23 protein-coding genes are annotated in these 26,877 nt (G+C 36.4%); 8 read left to right on the forward strand and 15 right to left on the reverse strand.

Translation table 11 applies throughout. From position 1 onward, the window contains the following. Positions 1–172: 172 nt before the first annotated feature. The 3 genes from M2372_RS07865 to M2372_RS07875 are packed head-to-tail and all read left to right on the forward strand — an operon-like array spanning position 173 to position 3,100. A complete protein-coding gene (locus tag M2372_RS07865; protein WP_123319808.1) occupies positions 173–535 on the forward strand; it encodes a DUF3302 domain-containing protein in 363 nt (120 codons plus the stop codon). A 5-nt stretch (positions 536–540) separates the two neighbouring features. After that, complete coding sequence (locus M2372_RS07870; RefSeq protein WP_115970991.1) at positions 541–1,698, forward strand: HlyD family secretion protein; 1,158 nt, start codon at positions 541–543, stop codon at positions 1,696–1,698. 1 nt (position 1,699) lies between these two features. Beyond that, positions 1,700–3,100, forward strand: a complete 1,401-nt coding sequence (locus M2372_RS07875) for a TolC family protein (RefSeq protein ID WP_123319809.1) — start codon at positions 1,700–1,702, stop codon at positions 3,098–3,100. 65 nt (positions 3,101–3,165) lie between these two features. On the opposite strand, the gene M2372_RS07880 is transcribed toward M2372_RS07875, so the two are convergent. From M2372_RS07880 to M2372_RS07905, 6 genes are all read right to left on the reverse strand, one after another. Beyond that, on the reverse strand, positions 3,166–3,639 hold the full coding sequence (locus M2372_RS07880) for a DUF6691 family protein (protein WP_123319810.1): 474 nt from the start codon (positions 3,637–3,639) through the stop codon (positions 3,166–3,168). A 25-nt stretch (positions 3,640–3,664) separates the two neighbouring features. After that, positions 3,665–4,228 (reverse strand): YeeE/YedE family protein, encoded by a 564-nt coding sequence (locus tag M2372_RS07885; protein ID WP_123319811.1) that lies wholly within the window; start codon positions 4,226–4,228, stop codon positions 3,665–3,667. A 16-nt stretch (positions 4,229–4,244) separates the two neighbouring features. After that, positions 4,245–5,657 (reverse strand): rhodanese-like domain-containing protein, encoded by a 1,413-nt coding sequence (locus M2372_RS07890; protein ID WP_123319812.1) that lies wholly within the window; start codon positions 5,655–5,657, stop codon positions 4,245–4,247. Positions 5,658–5,969: 312 nt separating this feature from the next. Continuing rightward, positions 5,970–6,764, reverse strand: coding sequence for a sulfite exporter TauE/SafE family protein (locus M2372_RS07895; RefSeq protein WP_123319813.1), 795 nt, complete (start codon positions 6,762–6,764; stop codon positions 5,970–5,972). A gap of 256 nt (positions 6,765–7,020) precedes the next feature. Then, on the reverse strand, positions 7,021–7,656 hold the full coding sequence (locus M2372_RS07900) for a Crp/Fnr family transcriptional regulator (protein WP_115970985.1): 636 nt from the start codon (positions 7,654–7,656) through the stop codon (positions 7,021–7,023). Between the two features lie 19 nt (positions 7,657–7,675). Continuing rightward, on the reverse strand, positions 7,676–9,925 hold the full coding sequence (locus M2372_RS07905; RefSeq protein WP_123319814.1) for a family 20 glycosylhydrolase: 2,250 nt from the start codon (positions 9,923–9,925) through the stop codon (positions 7,676–7,678). A 310-nt stretch (positions 9,926–10,235) separates the two neighbouring features. Between M2372_RS07905 and M2372_RS07910 the strand changes: the two genes are divergently transcribed. Continuing rightward, entirely contained in the window at positions 10,236–11,063 is an 828-nt protein-coding gene (locus M2372_RS07910; protein WP_185018827.1) for a DUF4197 domain-containing protein, read from the forward strand. Positions 11,064–11,327: 264 nt separating this feature from the next. Here M2372_RS07910 and M2372_RS07915 read toward each other — a convergent pair whose 3' ends face one another. Beyond that, positions 11,328–11,981 (reverse strand): CoA transferase subunit B, encoded by a 654-nt coding sequence (locus M2372_RS07915; RefSeq protein WP_115970983.1) that lies wholly within the window; start codon positions 11,979–11,981, stop codon positions 11,328–11,330. A gap of 247 nt (positions 11,982–12,228) precedes the next feature. On the opposite strand from M2372_RS07915, the gene M2372_RS07920 reads away from it, so the two are divergent. Next, entirely contained in the window at positions 12,229–14,031 is a 1,803-nt protein-coding gene (locus M2372_RS07920) for an ABC transporter ATP-binding protein (protein WP_123319815.1), read from the forward strand. A 68-nt stretch (positions 14,032–14,099) separates the two neighbouring features. Here M2372_RS07920 and M2372_RS07925 read toward each other — a convergent pair whose 3' ends face one another. After that, complete coding sequence (locus M2372_RS07925; protein ID WP_115970981.1) at positions 14,100–14,801, reverse strand: CoA transferase subunit A; 702 nt, start codon at positions 14,799–14,801, stop codon at positions 14,100–14,102. Between the two features lie 386 nt (positions 14,802–15,187). On the opposite strand from M2372_RS07925, the gene M2372_RS07930 reads away from it, so the two are divergent. Then, positions 15,188–16,717, forward strand: coding sequence for a membrane-binding protein (locus M2372_RS07930; RefSeq protein ID WP_123319816.1), 1,530 nt, complete (start codon positions 15,188–15,190; stop codon positions 16,715–16,717). A 260-nt stretch (positions 16,718–16,977) separates the two neighbouring features. Here M2372_RS07930 and M2372_RS07935 read toward each other — a convergent pair whose 3' ends face one another. Beyond that, positions 16,978–19,725, reverse strand: coding sequence for a fibronectin type III domain-containing protein (locus M2372_RS07935; protein ID WP_123319817.1), 2,748 nt, complete (start codon positions 19,723–19,725; stop codon positions 16,978–16,980). Between the two features lie 299 nt (positions 19,726–20,024). On the opposite strand from M2372_RS07935, the gene rplS reads away from it, so the two are divergent. Next, the gene (gene rplS, locus M2372_RS07940) at positions 20,025–20,381 is read left to right on the forward strand and encodes a 50S ribosomal protein L19 (RefSeq protein ID WP_068942389.1); all 357 of its coding nucleotides are present in this window, start codon (positions 20,025–20,027) and stop codon (positions 20,379–20,381) included. 510 nt (positions 20,382–20,891) lie between these two features. Here the strand turns inward: rplS and M2372_RS07945 are convergent. Beyond that, positions 20,892–21,335, reverse strand: coding sequence for an SRPBCC domain-containing protein (locus M2372_RS07945; protein ID WP_123319818.1), 444 nt, complete (start codon positions 21,333–21,335; stop codon positions 20,892–20,894). 186 nt (positions 21,336–21,521) lie between these two features. Further along, a complete protein-coding gene (locus M2372_RS07950; protein ID WP_123319819.1) occupies positions 21,522–22,304 on the reverse strand; it encodes a helix-turn-helix domain-containing protein in 783 nt (260 codons plus the stop codon). Positions 22,305–22,379: 75 nt separating this feature from the next. On the opposite strand from M2372_RS07950, the gene M2372_RS07955 reads away from it, so the two are divergent. Beyond that, complete coding sequence (locus M2372_RS07955; protein WP_123319820.1) at positions 22,380–23,528, forward strand: MFS transporter; 1,149 nt, start codon at positions 22,380–22,382, stop codon at positions 23,526–23,528. A gap of 119 nt (positions 23,529–23,647) precedes the next feature. Here M2372_RS07955 and M2372_RS07960 read toward each other — a convergent pair whose 3' ends face one another. The 4 genes from M2372_RS07960 to M2372_RS07975 form a co-directional block, all read right to left on the reverse strand. Then, positions 23,648–24,091: a hypothetical protein gene (locus tag M2372_RS07960; RefSeq protein ID WP_123319821.1), complete on the reverse strand. Its 444-nt coding sequence runs from the start codon at positions 24,089–24,091 to the stop codon at positions 23,648–23,650. Positions 24,092–24,119: 28 nt separating this feature from the next. After that, positions 24,120–24,692, reverse strand: a complete 573-nt coding sequence (locus M2372_RS07965) for a hypothetical protein (protein ID WP_123319822.1) — start codon at positions 24,690–24,692, stop codon at positions 24,120–24,122. A 76-nt stretch (positions 24,693–24,768) separates the two neighbouring features. Continuing rightward, positions 24,769–25,698: a hypothetical protein gene (locus M2372_RS07970; RefSeq protein ID WP_123319823.1), complete on the reverse strand. Its 930-nt coding sequence runs from the start codon at positions 25,696–25,698 to the stop codon at positions 24,769–24,771. A 134-nt stretch (positions 25,699–25,832) separates the two neighbouring features. Then, on the reverse strand, positions 25,833–26,828 hold the full coding sequence (locus tag M2372_RS07975; RefSeq protein ID WP_123319824.1) for an alpha/beta fold hydrolase: 996 nt from the start codon (positions 26,826–26,828) through the stop codon (positions 25,833–25,835). Positions 26,829–26,877: the final 49 nt, after the last annotated feature.

Below are 26,877 nucleotides of genomic sequence, written 5' to 3' on the forward strand. Positions count from 1 at the left end.
ACTCAAAATACTGTTACACAAATCATTAAAAGCAAAAATGAGAAAGATATTATTTACAAAACATTACCTATTATAGAAACATTACGAGGACTTTAAGCTAGCCGGCTGATATTGATTAACGGCTCGGTTACCATGTTGTTTTACATTTCATTATACCTTATACAATTATATTATGCAAAGAATATTCATCCTTCTCTGCCTGTTACTTTCATGCAATTTTGTTCAGGCCTCTACAGGCGGCATAGAAGACCATATAGCTGATGGTGCATCCTGGCTCATTCTACTTGTTTTACCTTTTGCCGGGATCTATCTTTTCTGGAAAGTTCACATTTATCCGGAGAAAGTAGCCGAAAAAAAGAATCACCCTCAGCTCAACGCCATAAAAAGTATGTGCCTCCTTTCCCTTGTTTTTGGAGGCCTTTTATGGCCGATTGCTTTAATCTGGGCCAATTATGATTATGACAATCAAAAGCAATCCAAAAATGACCCTGACATTCCTGAAGAAGAAAAAGAACTAAACACAATTGAAAATTAACCGATATGCTAGAACTACTCATTGCCATATATGCCGGGATTTGCTGGCTTCTCATCAAAAAATTAAAATTAATTCCATGGACGTTTACCACTCAGGTTGTGGTATACTCTCTTCCAATTTTTGGGTCTATAGCTTTAATATTAAGTCTTAACTACTACTGTCCCATTACTTCCGATGTGAAAGTAGGAAACAGAAGTGTAGATATTACCACTCAGGTTCTGGGAAAGGTAAAAAAGGTATATGTAAAGACCAATCAGGAAGTAAAGAAAGGTGATACCTTATTTGTACTGGACAGAGAACCTTATATTCAAGAAATTAAATCACTGGAAGCGAAACTCAGCAATATGAAAGCTACGGTGAGCTCTTACAATACAGATATTTCTGCTTCCAGAAAAAACATTACGGGTTTGCAGTCACAGCTTGACTTGGCTAATAAAAGAGTCAGCCAATATAAAGAATTGGTGGAAGCTGGTGCTGCCAACAAATTTGATCTTGAACAGGCAATGACCAATGTTCAGGATTTACAATCCCGTATCAGTGCTGCACAGTCACAGCAACAGTCTCTTGAAACAAAGTCTAATGCTTCTTACAATGGAGAAAACTCTTCAGTATCTGAAATTCAGGCAAAACTGGATCAGGCAAAATGGAATCTGTCACAAACGGTTGTTTTAGCTCCTACAGATGGTGTTATTCCCAATGTTCAGCTTAATGAAGGAGCAATAATGGCCCCTTTTAAATCTGCCTTTGTTTTGATTCAGAAACAACAGTCTGTAATTGGTTTCTTTGCACAAAATGAACTTGAAGCTGTAAAAGACGGAGATGAAGTAGAGTTGGCTCTTAAAACGGAACCGGGAAAAGTGGTTAAGGCTAAACTAGAATACGTTATTGACGCTACCAGCCAGGGAATCATGAACAATGCCGGAGGAATGCTTGGTGGAAATGGGTCTACTGCAGGACTTCCTGATACTGCCAGACAATTACCGGAAACAGACGGAAAACTGATTGCTAAGTTTATACTGGAGGACAATCAAAAACAATTAACTGTTGGAGCCAGAGGAACGGCTGTTATTTACTCGGATCATATTAAACCTTTACATCTTATCCGAAAAGTAATGGTACGCATCAACAGTAAAATTAACTTCCTGATCCCAAAACTTCATTAATATGTATAAAAGATTCATCATGGCAGGAATTCTTGTTTTAAGTGTAAGCTCATGCATAGGCTACAAAGAACCTACCAAAGAAAATATAGCCCAATTAAAGGAAAATAGTGAAGTGGCATCTCACATTACCATTCCTGATGATTGGATTTTTGACCGGAATGCTAATGCAAGGTCGCTTTCTTATGACTGGGTTACAGATCTTAAAACTCCTCAGCTGGAAGCTCTTATTAATGAAGGAATGCAATATAATGCAGATATTATTATCGCTAAAGAAAAGCTCAATCAGATTGAGCTGGCTATGGAAATTGCAGGAAGCAATCTTTATCCGAGTGTGAGTGCTGTTGCCAATACATCCAATAATCTGGTGAGTGAAAGCCAGATCCGCCGTCTTGCATTGAAAGCCAATTGGGAAATTGATTTGTGGGGTAAAAATAAATCCGCACAGATGGCCAGCACCAGCGATTATTTTTCGGCTAAACATCAAAACATACTGTTGCATCAATCCATAGCTGCTATGATTGCAAAGGCGTATTATCTCAATATTACCGGAAACATTCAGGAAGATATGATTAAAGGGTATATTCAGAAGACAAAGGAGCTTGAGAAAATATATGCTGTTCAGAAAAAAGTAGGAACAGCCAATGCTCTGGATTTATCTAATATTGCTGCTGAAATTATTTCTTTGGAGGGTTATCTTGAAAAGATCAGAAATGCCAATACTCAATCCAGAAGATCTCTTGAGCTTCTCACCGGAAAATATCCTGAAGGAAAGCTGACGACCCAAAACTTTTTCAATCCTGTACATCATACTATTCCTTCTTCTTTTCCATTAGAGCTTTTGGAAAGCAGAGCGGATATACAGGCTTATCATTTTCAGATAGAAAAAGCTTTTTATGAAGTACAGCAGTCCAAGGCAGCAAGGCTTCCCTCTCTAACTATAAACTCTTCCTTAGGGGCAGCAGGCAGTAATGTAGAATCTATCAATTCTATATTTTCCAATCCTCTGCTCAGAGTCGGTGGTGGATTGGTCTCTCCTATTTTCAATAACGGAAAACTGAAAAAGAATGTAGAAATAAAAACTTCTCAGCAAAAGCAGGTTGTAGAAGAATATTCAAAGGCAGTTTTGAATGCGTTGAATGAAGTGGAATCATCATTAGCGAATCTGAACTCTATTGAAAAGCAGAGCGATTTTAACGGTAAGGCCATCAATGAACTGAAAAATAATATTAATCTTACTCAAAAACAAATTAAAGTAGGAACCAATAACAGTTTTGTGCTGATCCGGAAGCAACGGGATCTTCTTAAAAATGAGATGAACCTCATCAATCTGGAGCTTCAGGACAAAATGGAACGCATTAACCTTTATATGGCTTTGGGTGCAAAAGACTTCATATTTTCATAATTTTATACTCAATAAAGACTGCTGAAATATCATCAACAGTCTTTATTTATTCAGTTAAATTAGCCTTAATATGGGAGTTTATCTCTGAAATATCCATACACCCAGGTTCCGGCAACAGCACTTAAAAGAGTGACAGATACAGCCAAAGCTCCTGTTCCTATCTGAGCAAACAATGGTCCGGGACAGGCTCCGGTAATGGCCCAGCCAAAACCGAAAATCAATCCTCCATAAATCTGGCCTTTATTGAATTTTTTGGGTGTTAATGTTATGGGTTCACCATAGATTGTCCTGATATTGAATTTCTTAATCAGCCACACTGAAATCATCCCTACTAAAACTGCACTCCCAATAATTCCGTACATATGAAATGATTGCAAACGGAACATTTCCTGAATTCTGAACCAACTGATAACCTCAGCTTTCACAAAGATGATTCCAAATATGATTCCTGCTGCCAGATATTTTAAATTGTAATACCATGGATGCGCCGGGTTAGTTTCATTGATACAAACTACATTTTCTTCTTGTTCTTTTATCATTGATTTGATTCTTAAAAAATTAGACTTACAAGGAAAGGATCATAGGCAGGATAACATTAGCCATCAAAAATCCACCGATCATAAAGCAAATAGTAGCAACCAAAGAAGGCCATTGCAGATTGGAAAGCCCCATGATCGCATGTCCGCTGGTGCATCCACCGGCATATCGGGTTCCAAAGCCTACCAAAAATCCACCTACAACCATCATGATGAATCCTCTTAGGGTCAAAAGACTTTCAAAGTTCATAAGCTGAGTGGGAACAAGGTTAGAATAATCTGTAATTCCATACCCTGCCAATTCAGCTTTCAGATTGGGATTAATCGTTATTTCAGCGGGATTAAGCAACAAATGAGCAGCAATCATTCCACCGAAGAAAATACCCAATACAAAAAACAGGTTCCAGGCTTCCTTTTTCCAGTCATATTTAAAAAAGTTAACATTAGCGGGAATACAGGCTGCACAAATATGCCTCAGTGAAGAACTGATTCCAAAGGATTTATTTCCCATGATCAGCAAAGCAGGGACAGTTAATCCAATCAAAGGTCCCGCTATATACCATGGCCACGGTTGTTTTATAATCTCCAACATATCTATTTTTATTAATTTATTTTAAAACTTTAGTCTGACATACGAAATCACTTTTGGAAATCTCTGTAGAAATAATAGCTTTAAAACCACCTTCAATCTCAGTGAAGTTTCTGTATCCTCTTGCCTGAAGGATACTGGCAGCCATCATACTTCTATAACCACCTGCACAATGCAGATAGAAATGCTCATCCGGAAGGATCTCATCTATCCATTCATTAATATAAGCCAGAGGTTTGCTGTAAGCTTCATTTACATGCTCTGCAGCATATTCACTTTCTTTCCTTACATCTATAATTTTAACTTCCCTGCCTTCTATTTCTTTTTCAAACTCTCCGGCAGAAATACGGTTGATGGAATCGGTTTCCTTTCCACTGTTCTTCCAGACTTCAAAACCTCCTTGTAAAAACCCCAGAATATGATCGAATCCTACTCTGCTTAACCGGGTTACCGCTTCTTCTTCATCTTCTGGTTCTGCTACCAATAAAATGGACTGGCTAACATCTGCAATCAAGGTACCGACCCAAGGCGCAAAATCACCGTCCAATCCTATATTGACTGATTGTGGAATGAATCCTTTGGCAAATTCACTATTGTTTCTCACATCCAATATCAAAGCTCCGGAAATTTCTGCTGCCTCTTCAAACTGTTTAGGGGTAAGAGCCTGTAGCCCTCTTGATAATATTTCATCAAAACTGTGATTCCCCTTTTTATTCATCATTACATTCATTCCAAAATATGCCGGCGGCGGTAAAAGACCTTCTGTTACAACCTGAATAAAGCTTTCCTTTCTGTTCTGATTAAGCGCATAATTTGTTTTCTTTTGGTTCCCTAATGTATCAACCGTTTCCTTCTGCATATTTTTGCCACAGGCTGAACCTGCTCCATGGGCCGGATATACAATAACACTGTCATTTAAAGGTAAAATTTTATTGTATAAACTATCATACAGTAACCCTGCCAGCTCTTCCTGTGTCATATCAGCTGATCTCTGTGCAAGGTCCGGACGGCCAACATCTCCCAGAAATAAAGTATCTCCACTAAATAATGCTTTTTCATTTCCCTGCTCATCAATCAACAGATAACATGAGCTCTCCAAGGTATGCCCTGGTGTATGAAGAACTTTTATTTTAATATCTCCTACTTCAAATATCTGATTGTCTTCAGCAATAATCGCAGCAAATTCAGGATTTGCAGTTGGTCCATAAACGATTGGAGCATTTGTTTTTTTGCTTAAGTCAACATGTCCACTGACGAAATCAGCATGAAAATGGGTTTCAAAAATATATTTTAATTGTACTCCATCTCTTTTTAACCTTTCCACATAAGGTTGGGTTTCGCGCAAAGGATCAATAATAGCAGCTTCTCCTGCTGAAGTAATATAATAAGCACCTTGGGCTAAACACCCTGTATATATCTGTTCTATTTTCATTTTATTTATTTTTGATTTTCATATACAAATTTCCTGATTTCTATTTTCCCCTACCGCTACTTTTGTTACATAACAGCATTTTGAGTGTAGACATTGTTAATATTTACTTTTTCTAAAATACAAAAGGCATAAAAGTTTATTTTTTATAACACTTTAGTTCACTTTAAAAAGTTAAAAAATTACTGCATAAAAGTTCACAGAAGATGAAAATCAAAGATTTTCATAAAAACTGAAGTGTCCTTTTCAACAGCATACATAATAACTTATCATTACTTAAGCGTTATCTCATAATTTCTACCTTACTATAAAAACCTAGAGGAATATTTCCCGGGTGATGATATAAATTCCCATCACAAGAATAAACCATCCAAAGGCAGGTTTTAGTTTTTTACCATCAATCTTTTTTGAAATTTGAGAGCCTATGATAATTCCAACTACGGCAATTGCCGCAATAGAAACGAGCAAGTTCCATTCTATTTTTATATTGTTGATGGAAGAGGAAAAACCGATCAGGGAGTTGAAGGAAATAATGACCAGTGAAGTTCCTATGGCCCTTTTTACCGGAACTTTTAAAAGATTTACCAAAGCCGGAATAATCATAAAACCTCCTCCCGCACCTACCAATCCGGTTAAAACACCTATTACCGTTCCTTCTCCGGCAGCCAGCAAAGCTTTATTTCTGTTCAGTTCATTTCTATCTGTATTTTCTGAAGTCTGATTTTTAATCATCTTATAAGAAGCGAGAATCATCAAAGCAGCAAAAATCAACAGTAAAAAAATATTTTTTGTAACTGTAAAGTTTTTTATTTTAAGAAGTTCTTCCGGAATTAACGGCAGCAAATAGACTCGGGTTAAAAGGATTGAAATAATAGAGGGAACTCCAAAAATCAAAGCCATTTTAAAATCAACCAGGTCTTTTTTAAAATAGGTTACTGAGCCCACTGCGCTGCTCACTCCAACAATAAAAAGAGAATATTCTGTTGCCAGCAAAGCATCAATCCCAAAAAGATACACCAATACCGGAACAGTCAGAATACTTCCGCCACCGCCTATTAATCCTAAAGAAATACCGATTAAAACAGATGCTATATATCCTATGATTTCCATTATTCAAATTATTCTGATACAAAAATGGAAATGTTTAGGCAGAACTACAGCTACTTTTGTTACATAACAGAATTTTAATGCTAATGCTTACCTATTTTTTAATCACAAAAGTTTTTTTTCTAACACTTAAGTATTATGAATCTTTTGTGGTTTTAGTTTATGTTAAACCACCCCGTCAAAAATTCATTGAATTTTCGCCACCCCTCCGGAGGATGGGAGTATGAGCGTTTTTTATTGAATAGAAGGAGAAATTGAATTAATTTGTAGTTTTCAGGAGGGTGATTTTGTTTCTTCCAAGCTTTACCTTTCCGTCTTCTTCCAATTGTTTTAAAAGTCTAGATACCACTACTCTGGCAGTTCCCAATTCGTTAGCAAGCTGTTCGTGAGTGATCGTAATCAGATCAGATTCTGTAAGTTCTGATTTTTTCTGGAGAAGATTCAATAGTCTTTCGTCTACTTTTTTGAAAGCGATTGCATTGATAATATCCAGTAATTCTTCGAATCGTTTATGATAAAGTCTGAAAATATAATCCAGCCATTCCGGATGTTCTTTAATGAATAGAGAAACTTTGTCTACGGGAAGGAAAAGAATCTCAGCATCTTCTTCTATTTCTGCTTTTACAATACTTTTTTCGTTATGCATCCCGCCCAGAAAAGACATGATGCAGCTTTCTCCTGCCTTGATATAGTACAATAGAATTTCACGCCCATCCTCCTCTGTTCTGATGACCTTCAGCATTCCTTTCATCACAATAGGAATAGAGCGTATAGAAGCGTTTTCATCTAAAATAATATCTCCCTCATGATAATTCTTAGTGATCCCGTACTGGTATAATTTTTCAACCAGATCCGGTGAAGAGGAGAATTCGGTAGAAAGTATTGTATCCTGCATTTTGTTACATTGAATAGGGCTAATTTACGCCAATTTCATCAACAAACAGCCACGCTTTAGAATCTGCACCGGGATTTCCGGCTGGAATAATTCCTGCATTTTCAATAATAACTTTCAGGTATCTTGCATTTTGTTTTCCCAGATTCAATTTTATTTTTCCTTTGGTATTTTGAATTTCCTCCTTTCCTGTTTCTTTGATCATTTTAAAATTCGTATTGTCATCAGAAACAAAAATTTTCGCAGATTTTGCGAGATGAATCCAGCTTCCTTTGTTTTCCAGTGTATTAAAATAAACTTCTGAAAAGTCTGTTTTCTGTCCGAGATCTATTGTTGCTGTTACATCTTTTCCCTGAAAACCCAACCATGTTTTACCCAATTGCTTTACGTTTCCGATAATTCCGTCTACCAACGTAAAAGCTCCGCCAAATGAATAATTTTCACTGGGCTGCTGCTCAAGGGTAATTTTTTTTCCGGTTGTTTTTGATATGGTAAACTGCTGTGAAGAAACAGCACTTTTTAACTGTCCCGCTTCAAAATAAGCAGATCGAATCGTTAATGAGCCAGGTATAGAAACAGGATTCTGATAGGTCTTTGAATTTATTGTTGGAGTACTCCCATCCAGTGTATACCGAATTCCGTTTGGATTCTGAGAAGTAGAAAGTTCGTAGGCAATCCCGTTGTTTGAAGGAATTACTTTTCCTGAAATATTGTAAATGCTTTTCGCGTAATTAACATTCATTTTGTCCAGAATTTTGAAATGGCTGATGACCCTGTTTTCAAAATCTTTATAATTTTTAGGATCCGAAGTTCCCCAGCCTACTTCAGAAAGTGCCATCAATCTTGGAAAAATCATATACTGCACCTGCTTGAAATCCAGGATATATTCTGTCCATAAATTAGCTTGAACACCAAGGATATATTGCGCTTGTTCAGCATTCAGTTCAGCAGGAATCGGATTATAAGAATACACTTTATCCAATGGAGTAAATCCTCCGAATGCATTAGGTTCAGACTGTGGATCGCCCTGATAATGGTCAAAATAACAATATGCTCCCGGTGTCATTACAGCAAAATGTTTCGCTTTTGCGGCTTCAATTCCTCCGTTTACCCCTGTCCAGCTCATTACAGCAGCATTAGGAGCCAATCCGCCTTCCAGAATCTCGTCCCAACCGATAATTTTACGCCCCTTACCATTGATATATTTTTCAATTCTTTGAATAAAATAGCTTTGCAGCCCATGTTCATCCTTTAAGTTATTCTTTTTGATTAATTCCTGACAATGGGCGCATTCTTTCCATCTTGTTTTAGGGCACTCATCTCCTCCGATATGAATATACTGAGACGGAAACAACTGCATAACCTCATCCAGCACATTTTCAAGAAACTTAAATGTTTCGTCTTTAGGACAGAAGACATCATCAAAAACACCCCATTTAGTAGCAGATTCAAAAGGTCCTTTGGTACAGGCTAATTCGGGATAAGCAGATAATGCTGCCAAAGCATGCCCCGGCATTTCGATCTCCGGAACTACTGTTATATGTCTTTCCTGAGCATATTTCACCACATCTTTAATCTGTTCCTGAGTATAAAAATACGGTCCATAAGGTTTTCCATCAAAGGTATTATCCACATAAGCTCCAATCATGGATTCTTTACGTTTTGAACCAATCTGCGTAAGCTTCGGATATTTTTTGATTTCAATTCTCCACCCCTGATCATCGGTTAAGTGCCAGTGAAAAGTATTCAGTTTATACATCGCCAGATAGTCAATGTATTGTTTCACCTCATCTACTGTAAAGAAGTGACGGCAAACATCCAAATGCATTCCGCGCCAGGCAAATTTTGGATGATCTTCGATCTTCATCGCAGGAATTTCCCCAACTTCTTTATATTCTTCAAACAACTGGATCAAAGTCTGAAGCGCAAGGAAATATCCCTGCTGAGTATGCGATTGGATCAGAATCTGCTTTGAATTAATAGTAAGGCTATAAAATTCTTTATTTTCCGTTTGAGCTTTGGATAGCGGTACATACACCAACTCGGCTTCACTTTGCTTTGAATCCTGGAACTTTAATGTAGAATTTAACCGCTTTTTAAAATATCCAGTCTCATTTTTAGGCAAGTTAGCACCAAGTTTTAAGATATCAGGAATTATAAAGCTTCCTTCGCTAAGCTGTACATTTTGAGGGTAAGGAATCAAATTCAATTTATTTTGAGATAAAACAATATTCGAAATTACCAGTAGCAGAGTCAATAAAATACGGGTCATGGAATCAGATTAAGTTGATACTAATATACTTATTTTTCAAAACTTTTAAGTAATCCAGAATCTATCTTGCAACCATATAAAAAAATATTGTTTTAATTGCGTAAAAAGGATATTCTATTTTTTGAAAGTTTATTAATATCCAGAAATAACTCAATGAATGCACAATATTTATTTAACTTTACATAAAATTAAAAATCAAATACTTAAGCCTACAATATCATCTTTTTTAAATTCAAAAAAAAATGTGGTTTATTTTTTGATAAGCTTACATCACTTAAAAGATTAAATATCTAAATTTCTAAAAAATACAATGAGAAAAAGCATTTTTATAGCAGCCGGATTATTCCTTTCAATTTCTACACAGGCACAACTTCTTGATATTTTAAAATCAACAGTTAAAGATAAAACAGGAATTGATCTTAATAATCCACAGGCAACTAAAGGTTCCACGGCAACGGCAACAACGCCTGCCACTACCACGACTCCAACCTCTACGAAAACAACTCCTCTCAATGTTGGAAGTCTTACCTCAACACAGATTTCTTCCGGATTAAAGGAAGCTTTAAGTATCGGAGTAACGGATGGAGTGAAGAAACTGGCATTAACAGACGGTTTTTTGAAAAATGAAGCGGTAAAAATTCTAATGCCTGAAAAATTAAGAAAGGTTGATGCAACATTACGTTCTGTAGGATTAGGCAGCCTTGCTGATGAAGGGGTAAAATTATTAAACAGAGCTGCTGAAGATGCAGTGACTGAAGCCGCACCAATTTTTACCAACGCTATTACTTCCATGACGATCACGGATGCTAAAAATATCCTGTTAGGGAGCAATAATGCGGCAACAAGTTATTTACAGGGTAAAACCCAATCTCAGCTATTTACAGCCTTTCAGCCAAAAGTAAAGGCTTCTCTAGGAAAAGTAGGCGCTGATACAGTTTGGAAAAATCTGATTTCAAAATACAACACCTTTACAGGCCAAGCTGTAACCACAGATCTTAATGAATATGTGACTACAGAAACCATTAACGGAGTATTTAAAATGGTAGCTGATAAGGAAAGTGGAATCAGAAATAGTCCGGCAATGAGAACTACAAGCATCTTGCAGAAGGTTTTCGGAGCTCAGGATGGGAATAGATAGATTAAAAACCAGGTTTAGATAAAATATAAAAGGTTGTTTCAGGTGTGAAGCAACCTTTTTCTGTTTTTATTTCTTTGGCCACCAATGCACGAATAAAATAATTACAGATACTTTACAAGCCTATGTAAAACCTATGTTGTTTAATTTTTTTCACCACATGGTCACATAGAATAAGGTTATTCGTGCATTCATGGCATTAAAAATCCACATATTTTTTGATATGAGATAAAAAAAACCTTGCGGATGGCAAGGTTTGTATTGTATTTAGAATTGCATTTCAGGAATTTCACCTTCAATGATAAGGTCTGCTTCCGTTGCTTTGATGATGTCTTCTACTGAAACTCCCGGGGCTCTTTCCAGAAGTTTGAATCCTTTTGGAGTTACTTCCAGTACAGCTAATTCGGTAACCACTTTTTTCACACAGTTTACTCCAGTCAGAGGAAGGGTACATTTTTTAAGGATCTTACTTTCTCCTGCTTTGTTCACATGCATCATGGCAACGATGATATTTTCTGCAGAAGCTACTAAATCCATAGCTCCACCCATTCCTTTTACCATTTTCCCCGGAATCTTCCAGTTGGCAATATCTCCGTTTTCTGAAACCTCCATAGCTCCAAGGATGGTAAGATCTACTTTCTGTCCGCGGATCATCCCGAAACTAAAGGCAGAATCGAAGAATGAACCTCCATCTAAAATAGTAATCGTTTGCTTCCCGGCATTGATAACATCAGCATCTTCTTCACCTTCGAAAGGGAAAGGTCCCATTCCCAGTACTCCATTTTCACTCTGGAATTCTACGGAAATACCTTCCGGTACATAGTTGGCAACCAAAGTAGGAATTCCGATTCCCAGGTTTACATAATAACGGTCTCTCAGTTCTTTTGAAATTCTTTTGGCAATTTGTTCTTTTGTAAGCATAATAAAAACTTAGACTGCAATTTAATTATTTTCAGTCGAATACAAAAGGGATTTCTAAGAGGTGGAGCTGGAAGAAGGAAGCTGGGAGTGAGTTTTAGTCTAAGAACTAGTATACTACCCTAATATTACTCATATGCTTTATATCTGAATATGGTTTCCAATCTTCCTCAACTGCAGATCATTGCCATTAATAATTAACATCGTTAGTAAAAATAATATCATTAATTTTGCATCATTATTTAACAGAATGAAAATACTTTTAAGATATCTTAAACCTTACCAATGGCTGATTGTCATTTCTTTACTGCTGGCAACCGTTAATCAGGTTTTCTCTTTATTTGCTCCGGCTATCACAGGGAATATCCTGGACCAGCTGGTCACTCACCCCAATTTTTTCGATAAGGAAAAACTTTTACCAAGAGATATTGATGAATATCTTTACGGAACTTCAGTGTATCATGGCGCTTTCTACTTCTTAGGTTTGCTTATCGGAACTGCTATGATAAGCAGAATAGCCAAAGCTTTTCAGGATTATGTAGTGAGTGTTATTACTCAAAAATTTGGGGCTAAAATCTTCACAGATGGTTTAAAGCATTCAATGGCTTTACCTTATCAGGAGTTTGAAGATCAGAGAAGTGGTGAAACCTTATCTATTTTAACTAAAGTAAGAGAGGATTCGGTTAAGTTTATAACCAATTTCATTAATATTTTCTTTGGGATTTTAGTAAGTATTATTTTCGTTTCGGTGTATGCTATCCGACTGCACTGGTCCATTATGCCGGTATATATCTGTGGAATTTTCCTAATTGCTTTTATTACTAATTTATTGAGTAAAAGAATAAAAGGTATTCAGAAGAATATTGTTTCGGAAACGACAGCATTGGCAGGAAGTACTACGGAAAGCCTTAGAAATATAGAAATCGTTAAGAGTTTAGGATTAACGAATCAGGAAGTCAGCCGTTTGAACAACAATACGTATAAAATTCTTGGACTTGAGCTCAGAAAGGTAAAAAGTATCCGTTCTTTAAGCTTTATTCAGGGAACGATGGTTAATTTTCTTCAACAGATGATTACCCTGACTCTTCTGTATTTAATTTTTAAAAATGTTGTAACTCCGGGACAATACCTTTCGCTGATGTTTTATGGGTTCTTTATTTTCGGGCCTATGCAGGAGATAGGAAACATTATTATTTCCTATAGAGAAGCAGAAGCATCCCTTCAGAATTTCCACCGTTTAATGAAAAAAGATGTGGAAGAAAAACCGCTTCATCCTAAACAGATTGGTGCGATTGAAGAATTGGAATTCAAACATGTTTCTTTCAAACATCAATCGGCTCAGTATAAAGCATTGAATAATATTTCTTTTGATGTTAAAAATGGAGAAACCATTGCTTTTGTAGGACCAAGCGGATCTGGAAAAAGTACACTGGTAAAGTTATTGGTTGGACTTTACAGACCTCAAGAAGGGAATATTTTTTACAATGAAATTAACGGAAAGGAATTTGATTTTGATGAGCTAAGAAATCAGATTGGCTTTGTCACACAGGATACGCAGCTTTTTGCAGGAACCATCAAAGAAAATCTTCTCTTTGTGAATCCTAACGCTACTGAAGAGGAGCTCAGAATTGCATTACAGAAATCGAGCTGTACTGCATTGCTGGAAAGAGCAGAAAAGGGAATAGAAACCGTCATTGGTGAAGGCGGACTGAAGCTTAGTGGTGGAGAAAAACAGAGAATCGCTATTGCAAGGGCACTTTTAAGACAACCTCATTTACTGATTTTTGATGAGGCCACTTCTGCACTGGACAGCATCACCGAGGAAGAAATCACCTCTACAATCAAGAGTATTTCAGAGGAAAGAGAGCAAATTACAGTTCTTATTGCCCACCGATTAAGTACAATCATGCATGCAGATAAAATCTATGTATTGGAACGCGGGCAAATTGTAGAAACAGGTTCCCACGATCATCTGATTGCCGAAAAAGGTCTGTATTACGCCATGTGGAGACAGCAGATCGGAGAAAGAAAAACAACAGTTTTACCATCATAAAAATAAATAAAGCGCTGAAAATATATTCAGCGCTTTATTTTTTATGGTTAATCGTATCTCTTCAGAAATTATTCTTTAGTTCTTACTGTTCTTTGTTCAATTCTTTTTTCAAATTTTTCACCCTGGAAAATTCTCTGAATCATGATGCCCGGAATATGGATTTGGTTGGGGTCTAGCTCTCCTGGTTCTACCAGTTCTTCTACCTCAGCAACAGTAATTTTTCCTGCTCCAGCCATCGGATGATTGAAGTTTCTTGCAGATCCTTTGAAAATAAGGTTTCCGGCATGATCTCCTTTCCATGCTTTTACAATTGAGAAATCTGCTTCAAAGGCATGTTCCAAAATGTGAGGTTTTCCGTGGAATTCCTTCACTTCTTTTCCTTCCGCCACCTCTGTTCCATATCCTGCAGGGGTGTAAAAAGCCGGGATTCCTGCCTGAGCAGCTCTGCATTTTTCAGCTAATGTTCCCTGTGGAGTAAGTTCAACGTCCAGTTCTCCTGAAAGCATTTGTCTTTCAAACTCGGCATTTTCCCCTACATAGGAAGAGATCATCTTCTTGATTTGTCTTTTGTGAAGCAGTAATCCTAATCCGAAATCATCTACACCGGCATTGTTTGAAATACAGGTAAGATCTTTTACATCACTTTCCACTAAGGCGTTGATTGAATTTTCAGGGATTCCGCAAAGTCCAAATCCGCCTAGCATCAGCGTCATTCCATCTTTAATTCCTTCGATGGCTTCCTTTGCATTTTTTACTCTTTTATCTATCATGAAATATTAGATTTTTCTGTTGGCTAAATTTAATAAAAATTTATCGTATCTGCTATGGCTGGAAAAAGATCCTGATGCCTATCCTATTCTGAATACCTGATTTTATGTATTAAGATTTTTATAGTCAGATTTTTACAGCTAAAAGTGAACAAACCGGTTCATTTTTTCTATAAATCTCGTAAAATTGATTTATATTTGGGGCTTAAATTCAAAAAAACTACATATTATTTAATCTTCGGATATAATTGATATAAACACAATCTTAATGTAAAATTATTTCTGACAGTCTAGCTGCTGTCTCTTCAACGCTTTTACCTTTTCCTTTCACCCTATTGGTATACAAAAGCAAATCATCACAAACTTAAAATCAGAACTTAATATAAAACATGAAAAAATTATTTACATCAGCGTTGCTTGCACTGGTACTCAGCATCAACGTATGTGCACAGGAAAAAACTTATTTTGATGAAAACTGGGAAAAGACGACCAAAGAAAACATGGAATATTACCGTGAAACGTCCCCAAAAGGTAAACTTATCCTAATCAAAGATTTTTATAAAAACGGGAAACTTCAAATGGAGGGGCTTGCTTCTGATACCACTCCGAGCAATGAGGTTTTTGATGGGAAAGTAACATGGTACACTCCTGAAGGAAAGACAATGAGTGTTGTTACTTATTCTAACGGAAAACAGGTTGGAGTCTCTCAGTCTTACGATACTACAGGCAGATTGATGGAAGATATGGTTTATAAAGCTGATGGTACTTTTTCCGGAAAAATGTTTACTTATAAAGATCCGGAAAGCGAGTATTACTATAACTCAATCACCGTATATGAAAACTCCAGCCCTTCTCAGACGATTATTTATGATGAGGATATCAAAGGAATCAGAACAGAAAGTGTTACCGGTAAAAACGGCAGCTACGAAAACAAATACTATGGTGATAAAGGTAAATTTATTGGCAGTGTAAGCTCAGAGGGTAACAGTGAAGGTATTCAGGTAGAATATTACTATAACCCTATGAGGGTTTCCAAAATTGAAAAGTATAAGAGCGATGGCACCATCAAGGAAGGTGTTATCTATGCTAAAAACGGCAATCTTTTACAGGAACAGAAGAGAGGAAAAAAGGACGGTTTCAAAACCACTTATGATGAATCCGGAAAGAAAATTGCCCATTTGATTTATCAATATGATAAAGAAAATGATATGTATAAGCCAATGGATGGTGAAGATTATCAGCTTAGTTATGATTACACCCATATTTCAACCATAGATGTTTATAAAAATGGTTCAGTTATCCTGAATAAAGAATTTAACGAAGAAGGAAAACTTTCTACAGAGAAAACTCTAAAGGATGAAGCAATTCAGGAGATTAAATATTATGCTCCGGATGGAAAGCTAAAATCTACGTTAACTTACCAGGAAGACAGTCCTTATAACGGTATTTCTTATGATGGTCTTGACGAAATGCATTATAAAAACGGAGTTTTGATTAATACCAGAAAATTTCATGAAGAGAACAAGCTAAAGTTTGAGAAGAAATTAAACGCTAAACAAAACGCTTATGATGCAACAATCTACGATAATAAAGGAGGTATTTTATACACTTATAACCAACCAGTAAGTGAAGATGATTACGCTTTCACTGCGCAGATTGTACAGTATGTAAAAGGGAAACCTACCAACAAATCTTCTGTAAAAGAAGGTATTCTTCAAAACGGAAAAATAAAAATAAAAACCTACAACGGAACAAAAGAGCTTGAACGTAGTGGTAAATGGATCTTGTTAAAGATATATAACATAGAGGGAAAACTGATTCAGGATTCTAAAATTTTGATTGATACCGGAGATGGCTACTTCTCTTCTGATAGTGACACTGTCATTCAGGAAGATAATTTGTACAGCGATTTTGAATAATAATAGGATCATTTGATAATATCAAAAAGCAGTTTCAGTTTTCGAAACTGCTTTTTTATTTTGTTCTCGCAGATGATGTAGATTTTGCAGATGGTGCAGCCTTGTCAAGGTTTTAAACCTTGACAAGGCTCAAACGTAAAGCTTTTATGTTTTAAATGTAACATTTTAAATCTGTGTAATCTGTGGGAAATTTAATACCAGACAAAAAAACAGGCTGTCATTTCTGACAGCCTGTTTACTTCATGGTTATTTTTATTCTGTTATTGGATAATCAGTTTTAAAGTAAATAGTTTTCTTGCGTGAACTTTTACAAAATACAATCCTTTCGGAAGGCTTTCATTCACTAAAGAGAACCGTTGGTTATGAATATTTTTTGATTCATATAATAATTCTCCTGCTGCTGATACCAATTCTATTTTTTCAATTGGATAATCACTCTTAATAAAGGTTGGTTCACCCGGTTTTGTAGGGTTCGGATAGAGGATAACGTTTTTCTCTGTACTTTTCGCCTCTTCCACTCCTAAAGACCCTGAGCTTACCTGAAACTGTACTCTGTTTGAAACTTCAGTATAAGAATCGTTGGTAAACATCACCATATAATAGTTTCCTGGGGTAGTTGGTACGCCATTTACATTTCCTGTAATAGCTTTGGTTCCTTGTGTTACTCCATCAAAATAAGTATATGAAACAAAGTTATCATCAGGTGTCTGAATGTTCTGAGGATAGATTCCTAACCAGTCTTTAATAATTCCCGGAGAATCTGTCCATGAAGCAGTGATATTCTCTCCCAATGAATATACAGGTTTGTTGATCCATAACTCAGTAACAATATCCCCTACTTTAAAGAATACTTTTTCTCCAATTCCGTTATAGCCATCTTCCAGTAAGTACTGAGCATAATAATACCCTTTTGGAAGACCTGTAAAATTAAGAGTTCCCGATGCTGTAGTTACATAACTCCATTTTATGGAAGTAGTTGTTCCCGGCGTCTGTCCCATTTTATAAATTCCGATCCAGTCTTTTTGAAGGCTCGGAGCATTCGTAAAGTTGATCGTTACTGTTCCACCCACCGGATAGGTATCTGCTGTAGCCTGTAATTGTACTTTCGGGCCTACATAGAAACTTTTTCTTGAAGTAATATCTGTATACCCGTTGTTGGCAAAAAATCCTGCAAAATACTGTCCTTTATTAGGCAAACCATTATTGAAAGTAGCTGTTCCAGCGGTTTGTCCGTTTGTGTAAACGTAGGTCTGTGAAGTGGTAGAACCTCCTGGTGTCTGTCCTTTTTTATAGATCCCTACCCAATCCTGCTGATTTCCAGGACCTCCTGTATAAGTAGCAACAATAGGTTCATTTGGGGTATATTCCGTTTTATCTAAAGTAAAGGTAGGGTTTGAAACCACGCTTCCTGTAATTTCAAACTGCTTTACCTCACTCCAGTCGCTCCACTCCAGGTTTCTGTCTCTATAGCGGATTTTCACGTAATAAATTCCGTTCGGAATTGAGTTTGCGGCTAAACTTGCCTTGGTAATATCTACGCCTTCATTTAAATTCTTGGCTTTATCCGGATTTCCGTTTCCATCTTTTCCGAACCAGTTTTCAAAATCGCGGTAGAATTCTTTTTCAATCACAGAAAAATCGGCTGCTTTACTGATCAGAAACTGCGTTGTATTTAAAAGTTCTCCATTAGATGAGGAGAAAGCACTCCCATCCAATGTTAAAGGCAACGTGGTTGGACCTGAAAATGTATTGGTAATAGATGGTTTTGCAGGCTTTGGCTGATTTTTATACCTGTGGAATGAATCCACCAGTTCATTATTTTTCTTGGTATATTTTCCACCAATAGAGTAACACTCTATATCTACTTTTCCGGTTGGAATATCTACTTCAACGATCTGATAGGTCCAATCTGTAAGGGTCTTCTGAACATCGTCAAAATCCTGTTCATTAGACATTCCCCAATACTGATCCCAGGCTGTTCCTCCTGAAATAATCTGGTAATTCGGCGTGTTTTTCAACTGTCCCCTGTGGTACAAGTGATGGTGGGCTCCAACGTGCATCAGGTATTTGTCAGACGTTACCAAAAGTGGAACTGCATTGTTTCTTACCCAAGTGGAAATATCCCCTACATATTGTTCGGCCTGATAAGGTCTGTGGCTTAATGAGATGATCCAGTCTACTGTAGAATCATTATTGGCTTCGTTTAAAACCTGTTGTAGCCAGGTCTGCTGAGCAGCCCCTGTATGCTCAGAACTTAAACTGATAAACAGTACATTTCCTGCCTGCTGAGCATAATAATTCTCATTTCCTGAAGTTATCCCTTTATACTTAATCTCATCGATATAGAAATGTGCATAGTAAGAATTCATTCCAAGAGTTCCATACGTCTCATGGTTTCCTACAGTGGTCTGGATGGGCAGGTAAGGTGATAATTTGATGTTCTTTTTGAAGTGAACATTCTCATAATGGTCCAATGTTCCTACATCCACCTGGTCTCCAACCATGAAAGTAAGGGCAATATTATCCGATGGATCTGAGGTCGCTCCGAATTTTTCTTTTAATTTTTTAAAAGCATTCAAAGTAAGACTGTCATATCTAGGTTCTGCTTTGATCTGGTTATCTCCCATGATCAGGAAACGGATCTTTCCATTGGCTGTTACAGGCTGCCCCGGTAAAGGAAGCGTTCTGAAATTATATACCGCAGATTCATTAGTTCCGGTCTTTATCTTATAATAGTATTTGGTATTCGGCTGCAGGTTGGCAATTTTTGCCGTGTGATAATAGTAGTTGTTGTTGTATCCTGTATCTGAAAAGATGTTTGTAGTACCGGTTACCGTCACATTCAGATTGGTTGGGGAATCACCGTAGATTACGGTAGTTTCGTTATCGGAAGCTGTCTTCCAATTGACGATCATGGAACTCGGAGTTGGGTTTTGCAGATATGGGAACAAAACCTGCCCGAATGCCATCTGGACCGCGAAACAAAAAAAGAAGAAATAATGTTTCATATATAGTTAAATTTTAAGTAGTTAAATACAAAGTAACAAATAATTAATTCAAAAATAAGTGAAAAACGTTTATTGAATTTTTACTTTGGGCAAAAGTATAATTCCAGTATAAACTCAATCTGATGGAATCTTAAAGAATCTGTTAATTTTTCACCAAAACCTGAATGAAAAAATTATAGTTTTTAGCACATTAAATATTTGGTGTATTCAAAAACTATTTTGTACATTTGCAACCTGTTATTCAACCTCTGACGATAAGCGTGTAAGTTGCTTAGCTTTAACATTTTATTTTATTAATAATGGATTTATTAAAGTACGTTCAAGACAAGTACATTGCGAAAAAAGAATTCCCTGAATTCAAAGCAGGTGATACAATTACTGTGTATTACGAAATTAAAGAAGGACAAAAGACTAGAACTCAGTTCTTCAAAGGAACAGTTATCCAATTAAGAGGTACTGGTTCTACAAAAACTTTCACGATCAGAAAAATGTCTGGTGATGTAGGTGTAGAAAGAGTATTCCCTATCAACTTACCTGCACTTCAAAAAATCGAGGTTGACAGAAGAGGTAGAGTTAGAAGAGCTAGAATCTATTACTTCAGAGATCTTAGAGGTAAAAAAGCGAGAATTAAAGACGCTGCTTACAAGAAGAAATAATTCAGACAACAATAAATACAAAAAGAGGCTGTTTACATGTAAACAGCTTCTTTTTTTATGGGTAATCTGTAACGAGCAATATTCTATATACAGGTTTTGTATTTCCTACAAGTTTTGTCATACTTTTAATGTACAATATTTTTCTTTTTATCTCACTTATACTTTTGTCTTGAAACAAAAGTATACAAAAGTTCAAGACTGGAATTATCCGCTAAAAATTTAAATGTACTCCTAAAATTTCCAAACTCGCATGGATCAGTTGGTACTGCTTTGATTCAAAATTGAAGACCATGCTCAGACAGTGGAAATTTCTTAACGGATTACATTCAAATTTTCTTAACGCTCCTAATTCCTAGGTCAATTAAAGAACCAGTTTACTTCTATTCTCAAACATCTATGAAAATTTATGTCATCTGTAGTTAATGACATGAGTAATCAGTAATATTCTATATATGGAGTTTTGTATCCTAAGTGTTCAAAGTATGGCTTATTATCATTTTTGAATACTCATTATTCTTTGTATGGAGTCCCTTTTCCGGTTTCCAGGAAGAGTTTCAGACTGGCCAGAAATTGTATCCAGCCATTGGAGCATATATCGTAACATTCAATTTCCGGGCTCAAGCCGATATGTATAACTGTTATCCGAGTATTTTCTTCTATTTGTTTTATTTCCCAAACGATTCCTGTTCCAATCCATTCTTTCTGGTTCTTTAATTCAGGAAGAGCAATGAGTGAATCTTCAACATACCAGATCATCTTTGATTTGGGGATTGATTCCTTCACCCGCATCGTTTTGTGAATAGCAGCTCCAAATCTTATCGTGAATACATCTCCTGTTTGTACGGAAGATCCCTCAAACATTTCAGTCCACCAAAGCGGAACCTGATGAGTTAAAGCCTCATATGCTTTATCTGCAGTAGATTTTACTTCTATTGTATTGGTGTAATTTTCCATATTATCTATTTTGGTTGGTGTATACAATTTTATGGAAATTATTTCTCAGAGGACTTTGCATAGGGTAAGAAATGGGATCAAGGGTAATAAGTTAACCACCCCGTCAAAAATTCAAAGAATTTTTGACACCCCTCCAGCGGGAAATGATTACGTCTTCAATTGGGATATTGGGAATAATTTGCATATTTATTCGTTTTTCATGAGATATTGTAGTGGTGTAGATCCGGTATGTTTTTTAAAAAATTCAATAAAGGCACTGTCTGAGGAGAAATCTAAGATATGGGACACCTCTCCTATTGAGTTTCCATCTACCAAAAGTTCTATTGACCGCTGAAGACGCCATTGCTGCCTCCATTCCTGATAAGAAAGACCCGTTTCTTTTTTGAAAATTCGGGTAATCGTTTTTTCAACAGCTCCGGTTTTTTCTGCCAGGTTTTTCAGCATGGGAGGTATGGAAGTTCGGGTTGTCCACTCTTCCACAATCCTCTTAAAACGTCTGTCAGTGGGCATTCTAAGTTTCAATTTTTCTTCAGGAGCTTGTTTTATTTCGTCCCAGAAAACGTTTAAAAGACTCTTTTGAGCAGTATTCAAAGCAGTCCATTCCCAGAAGCAGATTCTTTCGATAATTTCTTTCAACAAAGAGTTGACATGCAAAACCTTAAGGCTTGAGTCCATGTATTTTTCAGCATATTCATTGTCAAAATAAACAGATCTGTAGGCTACAATATTCCTGAAATTCACCCGGTGAATCTCGTTAGCTGGTATCCACAACATCCTGAACGGCGGTAGTACAAACTGCCTGTCAGAAGTAGTTACCGTCATACAACCGGAAGGTGCGTACAGCAGCTGCGCCTTGATTTTATGGTCATGAAATCCGGAATCATGCATAACCATATCGGAGGCTATTCCAATAATTTTTTCTTTAAGAGCATCTGCATTAAATTCATCATTCTGTTTTAATATTGCCATGTCTTATTTTTGATATTTTTTGTTTTTATATCATTATAAATATACTCTTATTTTTTCAAACCTTTGCAGAAAAAAATGAAAAAGACAAATCCTCTTTGGCTGTTGACATTACTTGTAATGCTTCCTCAGTTTGTGGAAACCATTTACAGTCCTGTTTTGCCAATGGTTCAGGAAAAATTTGGGGTAAATGAAGAATCTGCCACTTTAACGATAAGTATGTATTTTATTGCTTTCGCTCTGGGCGTAGCATTTTGGGGTATACAATGTGACAGAATCGGAAGAAAGAAGTCTCTGGAATATGGGTTGATCACGTATGGAATCGGAACTTTTGCGGCGGTTTTCGCTCCTAGTTTCATGGTTTTGATTGCTGCCAGAATTATTTCGGCTTTTGGAATTGCCGTAGGATCCATTGTCACCCAGACTATTTTGCGTGACACTTATGACAAAGACCATATCAGCAAGGTATTTTCATGGATCGGAATTGGCTTATCCATCAGCCCGGTCATTGGCATGACTACCGGCTCAGTACTGGCAGCTTTAACAGGTCACCAGGGAGTTTTTATTACTTTGTATCTGCTGGCAGCTGTATTTTATATTCTTTCCAGGAGAAACATTTCTGAAACTCATCATTCGGTAAAAGAAATCAACTTCCAAATACTGACCGGTTTATTAAAACGAATGCTAAGAGACTGGGAAATCATCAGATGCTGTTTATTGATCATGAGCTTTAATGTGCTCTTATTTTCTTATTATTCACTGGCTCCTTTTATTTTCAAGCAACAGCAATATTCATCTTATATTTTCGGGTACAGCAGCATTATACTGGCTGCCGGAACTTTTGCCGGGGCTAAACTTAACCGATTTCTGCTTTTAAGGAATATTGCACCTAAGATTTTAGTGACTTCAAGTGTAATAGGTGCATTTATAGCTTCTGTTTTTGTGTGGATGCTAATCGGTTATGGAATTTATTTTCTGATCCCTTACTTCTTTATCGTCATGGCTTTCAGTATCGCTATTCCTAATATTCTAAGTACTGCATTGATTCATTATAAAAACGAAACAGGAAGTGCCGGAGCTTTGTTGGGTCTCATTTACTATATACTGATAGGAACCGGATTGGCAACTATAGGATTTATTCAGAATCTGGGGATCTCATGTTTAATTTTTTCAGGAATTGGGGTCCTGACTTTGCTGGTATTTTATTCAAAAGATAAGACTGTTTAACTATAAACGGTCCTGTCTTCTGAATAATACATGGATATAATATTTAAGATATACTCTGTAAATTCATTTTGTTCCGGAGGTAACAAATTTTCCGTATCTATAGAATAAGCCCAGTTACTTTACTCCATCATCATTCCATGTTTTTTAAAGATATCGGTCAAAGAACGTTTTTCTCTGCTGTACATCACTTTCATTTTGGAAAATACATTTGTTCCGTCATCTGTTCTCCAGAACAGGCTATTTTTCAGTTCGGGAAGATCGGCATCCGGCACTCCTTTTTTTATCAATATAAGCAGGGGTTCAATTTCATGATCATAATAGGTTCTCTTGATTTCATAGGGATTACTATTGTTATTAGAGATTAAAAAGATCATTTTATTCAGCCATCCTTTCTTCGGTTCATATTGTATTGGCTTGGTGAAAAACATATATAAAGAATACTTTTTGGCAGGAAATTCATTAGAAATGACAATATCATCAATTGAGTTGATATCTATTTTTTCTGAAAGAAAGGTATTTTCAATAACAAGAAAAGAATCATTTAAAGAGAACTTATAAAACATACATCAATTATTAGATTTTAATTATTTATCACCTTGATTTTAGTAAAAACCGGATTTCAAAAAATAAGAGGATCACATAGTATCCGATAACTGCAGCTCCTAAAATAACTGTATTTCCCGATATATTAAAATGTTTCAGCATCAGTCCGACAGGAATTCCATAGATTACAGCCAAAACAAAACAGAAGACAGCTCCTCTTCCACTGATGAATATATCATTGGCAGTTACCCCATATTCACCTGACCGGCTTATAAAACCTACAAAATTAGACACCATGATGATAAGAACAGATAATAATAATTGAATATTGTCCCCAACCGCAATCACAGAACCTATTGTAAATAAAGAGAAAAGAACAACATACACTTTAAAATCTGCAGCATCTTTTTTTCTCTTGGTATTTTGTCCCAGACCAATCAGGAAGAAACTGACGGACAAGAGAAATATTTCCAATCCTATCTTTTTTTCAAAAACCGTAAGAAAGGTTTGAGCGTCTGTTTCATTGATCAGACTGATCCACGTGAAAACAATTCCAATATATTTAAATACCGGAGTAAAGGAACCTATTGTCCTGACAAATTTATTTTCTGGTAATTTCAAAATGAACTCGTTTTTTATGATATTACCTGGAATATGAATTTTGCAAATTAGATTGAGATAAAAAAATAATCTTTTATCATCGGATAATTTCTAATTGATCACTTCCTTTGGGTTTATGCAGATAGAAAGTATGTACTTTAGGCATCATATTCTTAGATGTCTTCGATATCAATGGAGAGTACCCGAAGGTAAGGCTATCCGTACATACCAGAGTAACCACTTTTCCATTTCCAAAAAACTTTAACTCTGTTTGTCTGCACGGATAAATGAAATTCCTTTTTTCTACAGCGTACTCAGCCTTATTTTGAACTATCTGTGATTCAGCAGTTTTATCCCAGGGAACAGATGCAGCCTCTTCATAGATGTTATTTTTCAACATAGAAAGGTATTTCGACCCATCTCCGGTTTCCAGGGTTTTCTTGAAATCTTCGTAAAAAGCATCAACTTCTTTTTTTATATCCGGATCGTTTTTCAGGTCTTTACTTTCACTCCATCCTATTATTTTCCAATTAATATCTTTAGCTTCTACTTCAAATGAGGTTTTGTATTCCGCATAAGAGGCATTTTTTTTCAATGCTGGCGTCTGGTACGACAGCAACATCCATTTATACTGCTCTCCTTTATCTTTTGCATTGAGCTGATCAAGCATAGACATTGGCTTTTTATTTTTTGAAAGCTCTATCTTCACAAAAGAATTTGTAGTGAGGGATGAAGCAAAAGCATTTTCTTCTTTTTTTGAGGGAGACATTCTTATCGTTATATCCTGCTTCCCCGGCTGCAGGATATAGGGATTAAGATCTATTGTCTGCCCGGATCTTCCCCCTATACCAAAATAAGTAATCACAGGCATATCATTGATTAAAATTTCATATGAACAATCACCATGCTCATATTTCAAATCAAACTGCAGCCCATTTTTTTGATATTCTATTATTTTATGCGGCTTCTGAGCATAACTATTGATAGAACCAAAAAATAATACAGTACAAAAAACAAGTTTCATCATTGTTACAAGTTAAAAAATTTTCTTCATCTATTTTTCTCTGCCATTACACCAATATTCTATTTGAAAAGGTATATTCCTATAATAAACTCCTGCTCCCAACCATCATTCGTTTGATATATTTCAGATTCATCAGATTATTTTATAAAATCATACAAAGCTTCAAAAAACCTGGGATACACTTCAATATGGGGAAGATGGCCTACATTTTCAATTTCCACCAGTTTGGACCCGGGAATTTCACGTTGTGTCTTCTTTCCCAGCTCCTGATACTGTCCCATTTTAGATTGGAGTTCCTTTGGAGCTCTGTCTTTTCCAATCGCTGTTCTGTCTCTGGTCCCTATAATAAGTAAGGTGGGAGTTTTTATATTTTTAAATTCATAACAGACTGGTTGGTTATAGATCATATCGGAAGTAAGGGCTGCATCCCAAGCTACCTGTGGATAATCCTTATGAACAGTCCACCCTGCAATAAGATCAAGCCAGGGCTGATACTCTTCTTTCCACTTGTTGTCATAATAGAATTTCAGCTGATAGTTTTTATAGGTTTCAGCAGTATTTTTAAGCTCAGACTGGTAGGCCTGATCTATAGTCTGATAAGCAGCAAATACTTTATAGTCTTCAAGTCCGATAGGATTTTCAAGGATCAGCTTCTGAACTTTTTCAGGATAAAGCAAAGTAAACCTTGCAGCCACCATTCCGCCCATTGAATGTCCCAGAACAATGGTTTTATCAATTCCCAACTGATCCAGAACTGCTTTTGTATTTTCTGCCAATTGTGAAAAGGAAAACTGGTAACTGTGAGGCTTTGATGATTTCCCAAACCCGATCTGATCCGGAATAATCACCCTGAATCCCTTCTCCGAAAGGTCTTTGGCGGTCTTTTCCCAATAAGCTCCATTAAAATTTTTTCCGTGAAGAAGGAGGATTGTCTTTCCATTAGTCTTTTGTGGCTTTACGTCCATATAGGCCATCTTCAGATTGTTATCCTGGGATTTTAACTCTAAAAAATGAACTTCGTAAGGATATTGATAATCAGACAGCATCGCATCCAACGGTCTTATTTGTGAAAACAATAATCCTGATCCGGCCACGAATACTATTGCTGAGGCTATATTTCTGAAATATCTCATGGTACTTTATTTTAAGCTTTTAAAATTAAAAAAACCGCTCCAAAAGGAA

Origin of the sequence: Chryseobacterium sp. BIGb0232, from assembly GCF_024810195.1 — a bacterium.
Classification (GTDB): Bacteria; Bacteroidota; Bacteroidia; order Flavobacteriales; family Weeksellaceae; genus Chryseobacterium; species Chryseobacterium pennae.

Excerpts from the sequence above, each read along its gene's own strand:
- M2372_RS07865 (WP_123319808.1), top strand. The coding sequence starts at position 173 with ATGCAAAGAATATTCATCCTTCTCTGCCTGTTACTTTCATGCAATTTT.
- M2372_RS07870 (WP_115970991.1), top strand. The coding sequence starts at position 541 with ATGCTAGAACTACTCATTGCCATATATGCCGGGATTTGCTGGCTTCTC.
- M2372_RS07875 (WP_123319809.1), top strand. The coding sequence starts at position 1,700 with ATGTATAAAAGATTCATCATGGCAGGAATTCTTGTTTTAAGTGTAAGC.
- M2372_RS07880 (WP_123319810.1), bottom strand. The coding sequence starts at position 3,639 with ATGATAAAAGAACAAGAAGAAAATGTAGTTTGTATCAATGAAACTAAC.
- M2372_RS07885 (WP_123319811.1), bottom strand. The coding sequence starts at position 4,228 with ATGTTGGAGATTATAAAACAACCGTGGCCATGGTATATAGCGGGACCT.
- M2372_RS07890 (WP_123319812.1), bottom strand. The coding sequence starts at position 5,657 with ATGAAAATAGAACAGATATATACAGGGTGTTTAGCCCAAGGTGCTTAT.
- M2372_RS07895 (WP_123319813.1), bottom strand. The coding sequence starts at position 6,764 with ATGGAAATCATAGGATATATAGCATCTGTTTTAATCGGTATTTCTTTA.
- M2372_RS07900 (WP_115970985.1), bottom strand. The coding sequence starts at position 7,656 with ATGCAGGATACAATACTTTCTACCGAATTCTCCTCTTCACCGGATCTG.
- M2372_RS07905 (WP_123319814.1), bottom strand. The coding sequence starts at position 9,925 with ATGACCCGTATTTTATTGACTCTGCTACTGGTAATTTCGAATATTGTT.
- M2372_RS07910 (WP_185018827.1), top strand. The coding sequence starts at position 10,236 with ATGAGAAAAAGCATTTTTATAGCAGCCGGATTATTCCTTTCAATTTCT.
- M2372_RS07915 (WP_115970983.1), bottom strand. The coding sequence starts at position 11,981 with ATGCTTACAAAAGAACAAATTGCCAAAAGAATTTCAAAAGAACTGAGA.
- M2372_RS07920 (WP_123319815.1), top strand. The coding sequence starts at position 12,229 with ATGAAAATACTTTTAAGATATCTTAAACCTTACCAATGGCTGATTGTC.
- M2372_RS07925 (WP_115970981.1), bottom strand. The coding sequence starts at position 14,801 with ATGATAGATAAAAGAGTAAAAAATGCAAAGGAAGCCATCGAAGGAATT.
- M2372_RS07930 (WP_123319816.1), top strand. The coding sequence starts at position 15,188 with ATGAAAAAATTATTTACATCAGCGTTGCTTGCACTGGTACTCAGCATC.
- M2372_RS07935 (WP_123319817.1), bottom strand. The coding sequence starts at position 19,725 with ATGAAACATTATTTCTTCTTTTTTTGTTTCGCGGTCCAGATGGCATTC.
- rplS (WP_068942389.1), top strand. The coding sequence starts at position 20,025 with ATGGATTTATTAAAGTACGTTCAAGACAAGTACATTGCGAAAAAAGAA.
- M2372_RS07945 (WP_123319818.1), bottom strand. The coding sequence starts at position 21,335 with ATGGAAAATTACACCAATACAATAGAAGTAAAATCTACTGCAGATAAA.
- M2372_RS07950 (WP_123319819.1), bottom strand. The coding sequence starts at position 22,304 with ATGGCAATATTAAAACAGAATGATGAATTTAATGCAGATGCTCTTAAA.
- M2372_RS07955 (WP_123319820.1), top strand. The coding sequence starts at position 22,380 with ATGAAAAAGACAAATCCTCTTTGGCTGTTGACATTACTTGTAATGCTT.
- M2372_RS07960 (WP_123319821.1), bottom strand. The coding sequence starts at position 24,091 with ATGTTTTATAAGTTCTCTTTAAATGATTCTTTTCTTGTTATTGAAAAT.
- M2372_RS07970 (WP_123319823.1), bottom strand. The coding sequence starts at position 25,698 with ATGATGAAACTTGTTTTTTGTACTGTATTATTTTTTGGTTCTATCAAT.
- M2372_RS07975 (WP_123319824.1), bottom strand. The coding sequence starts at position 26,828 with ATGAGATATTTCAGAAATATAGCCTCAGCAATAGTATTCGTGGCCGGA.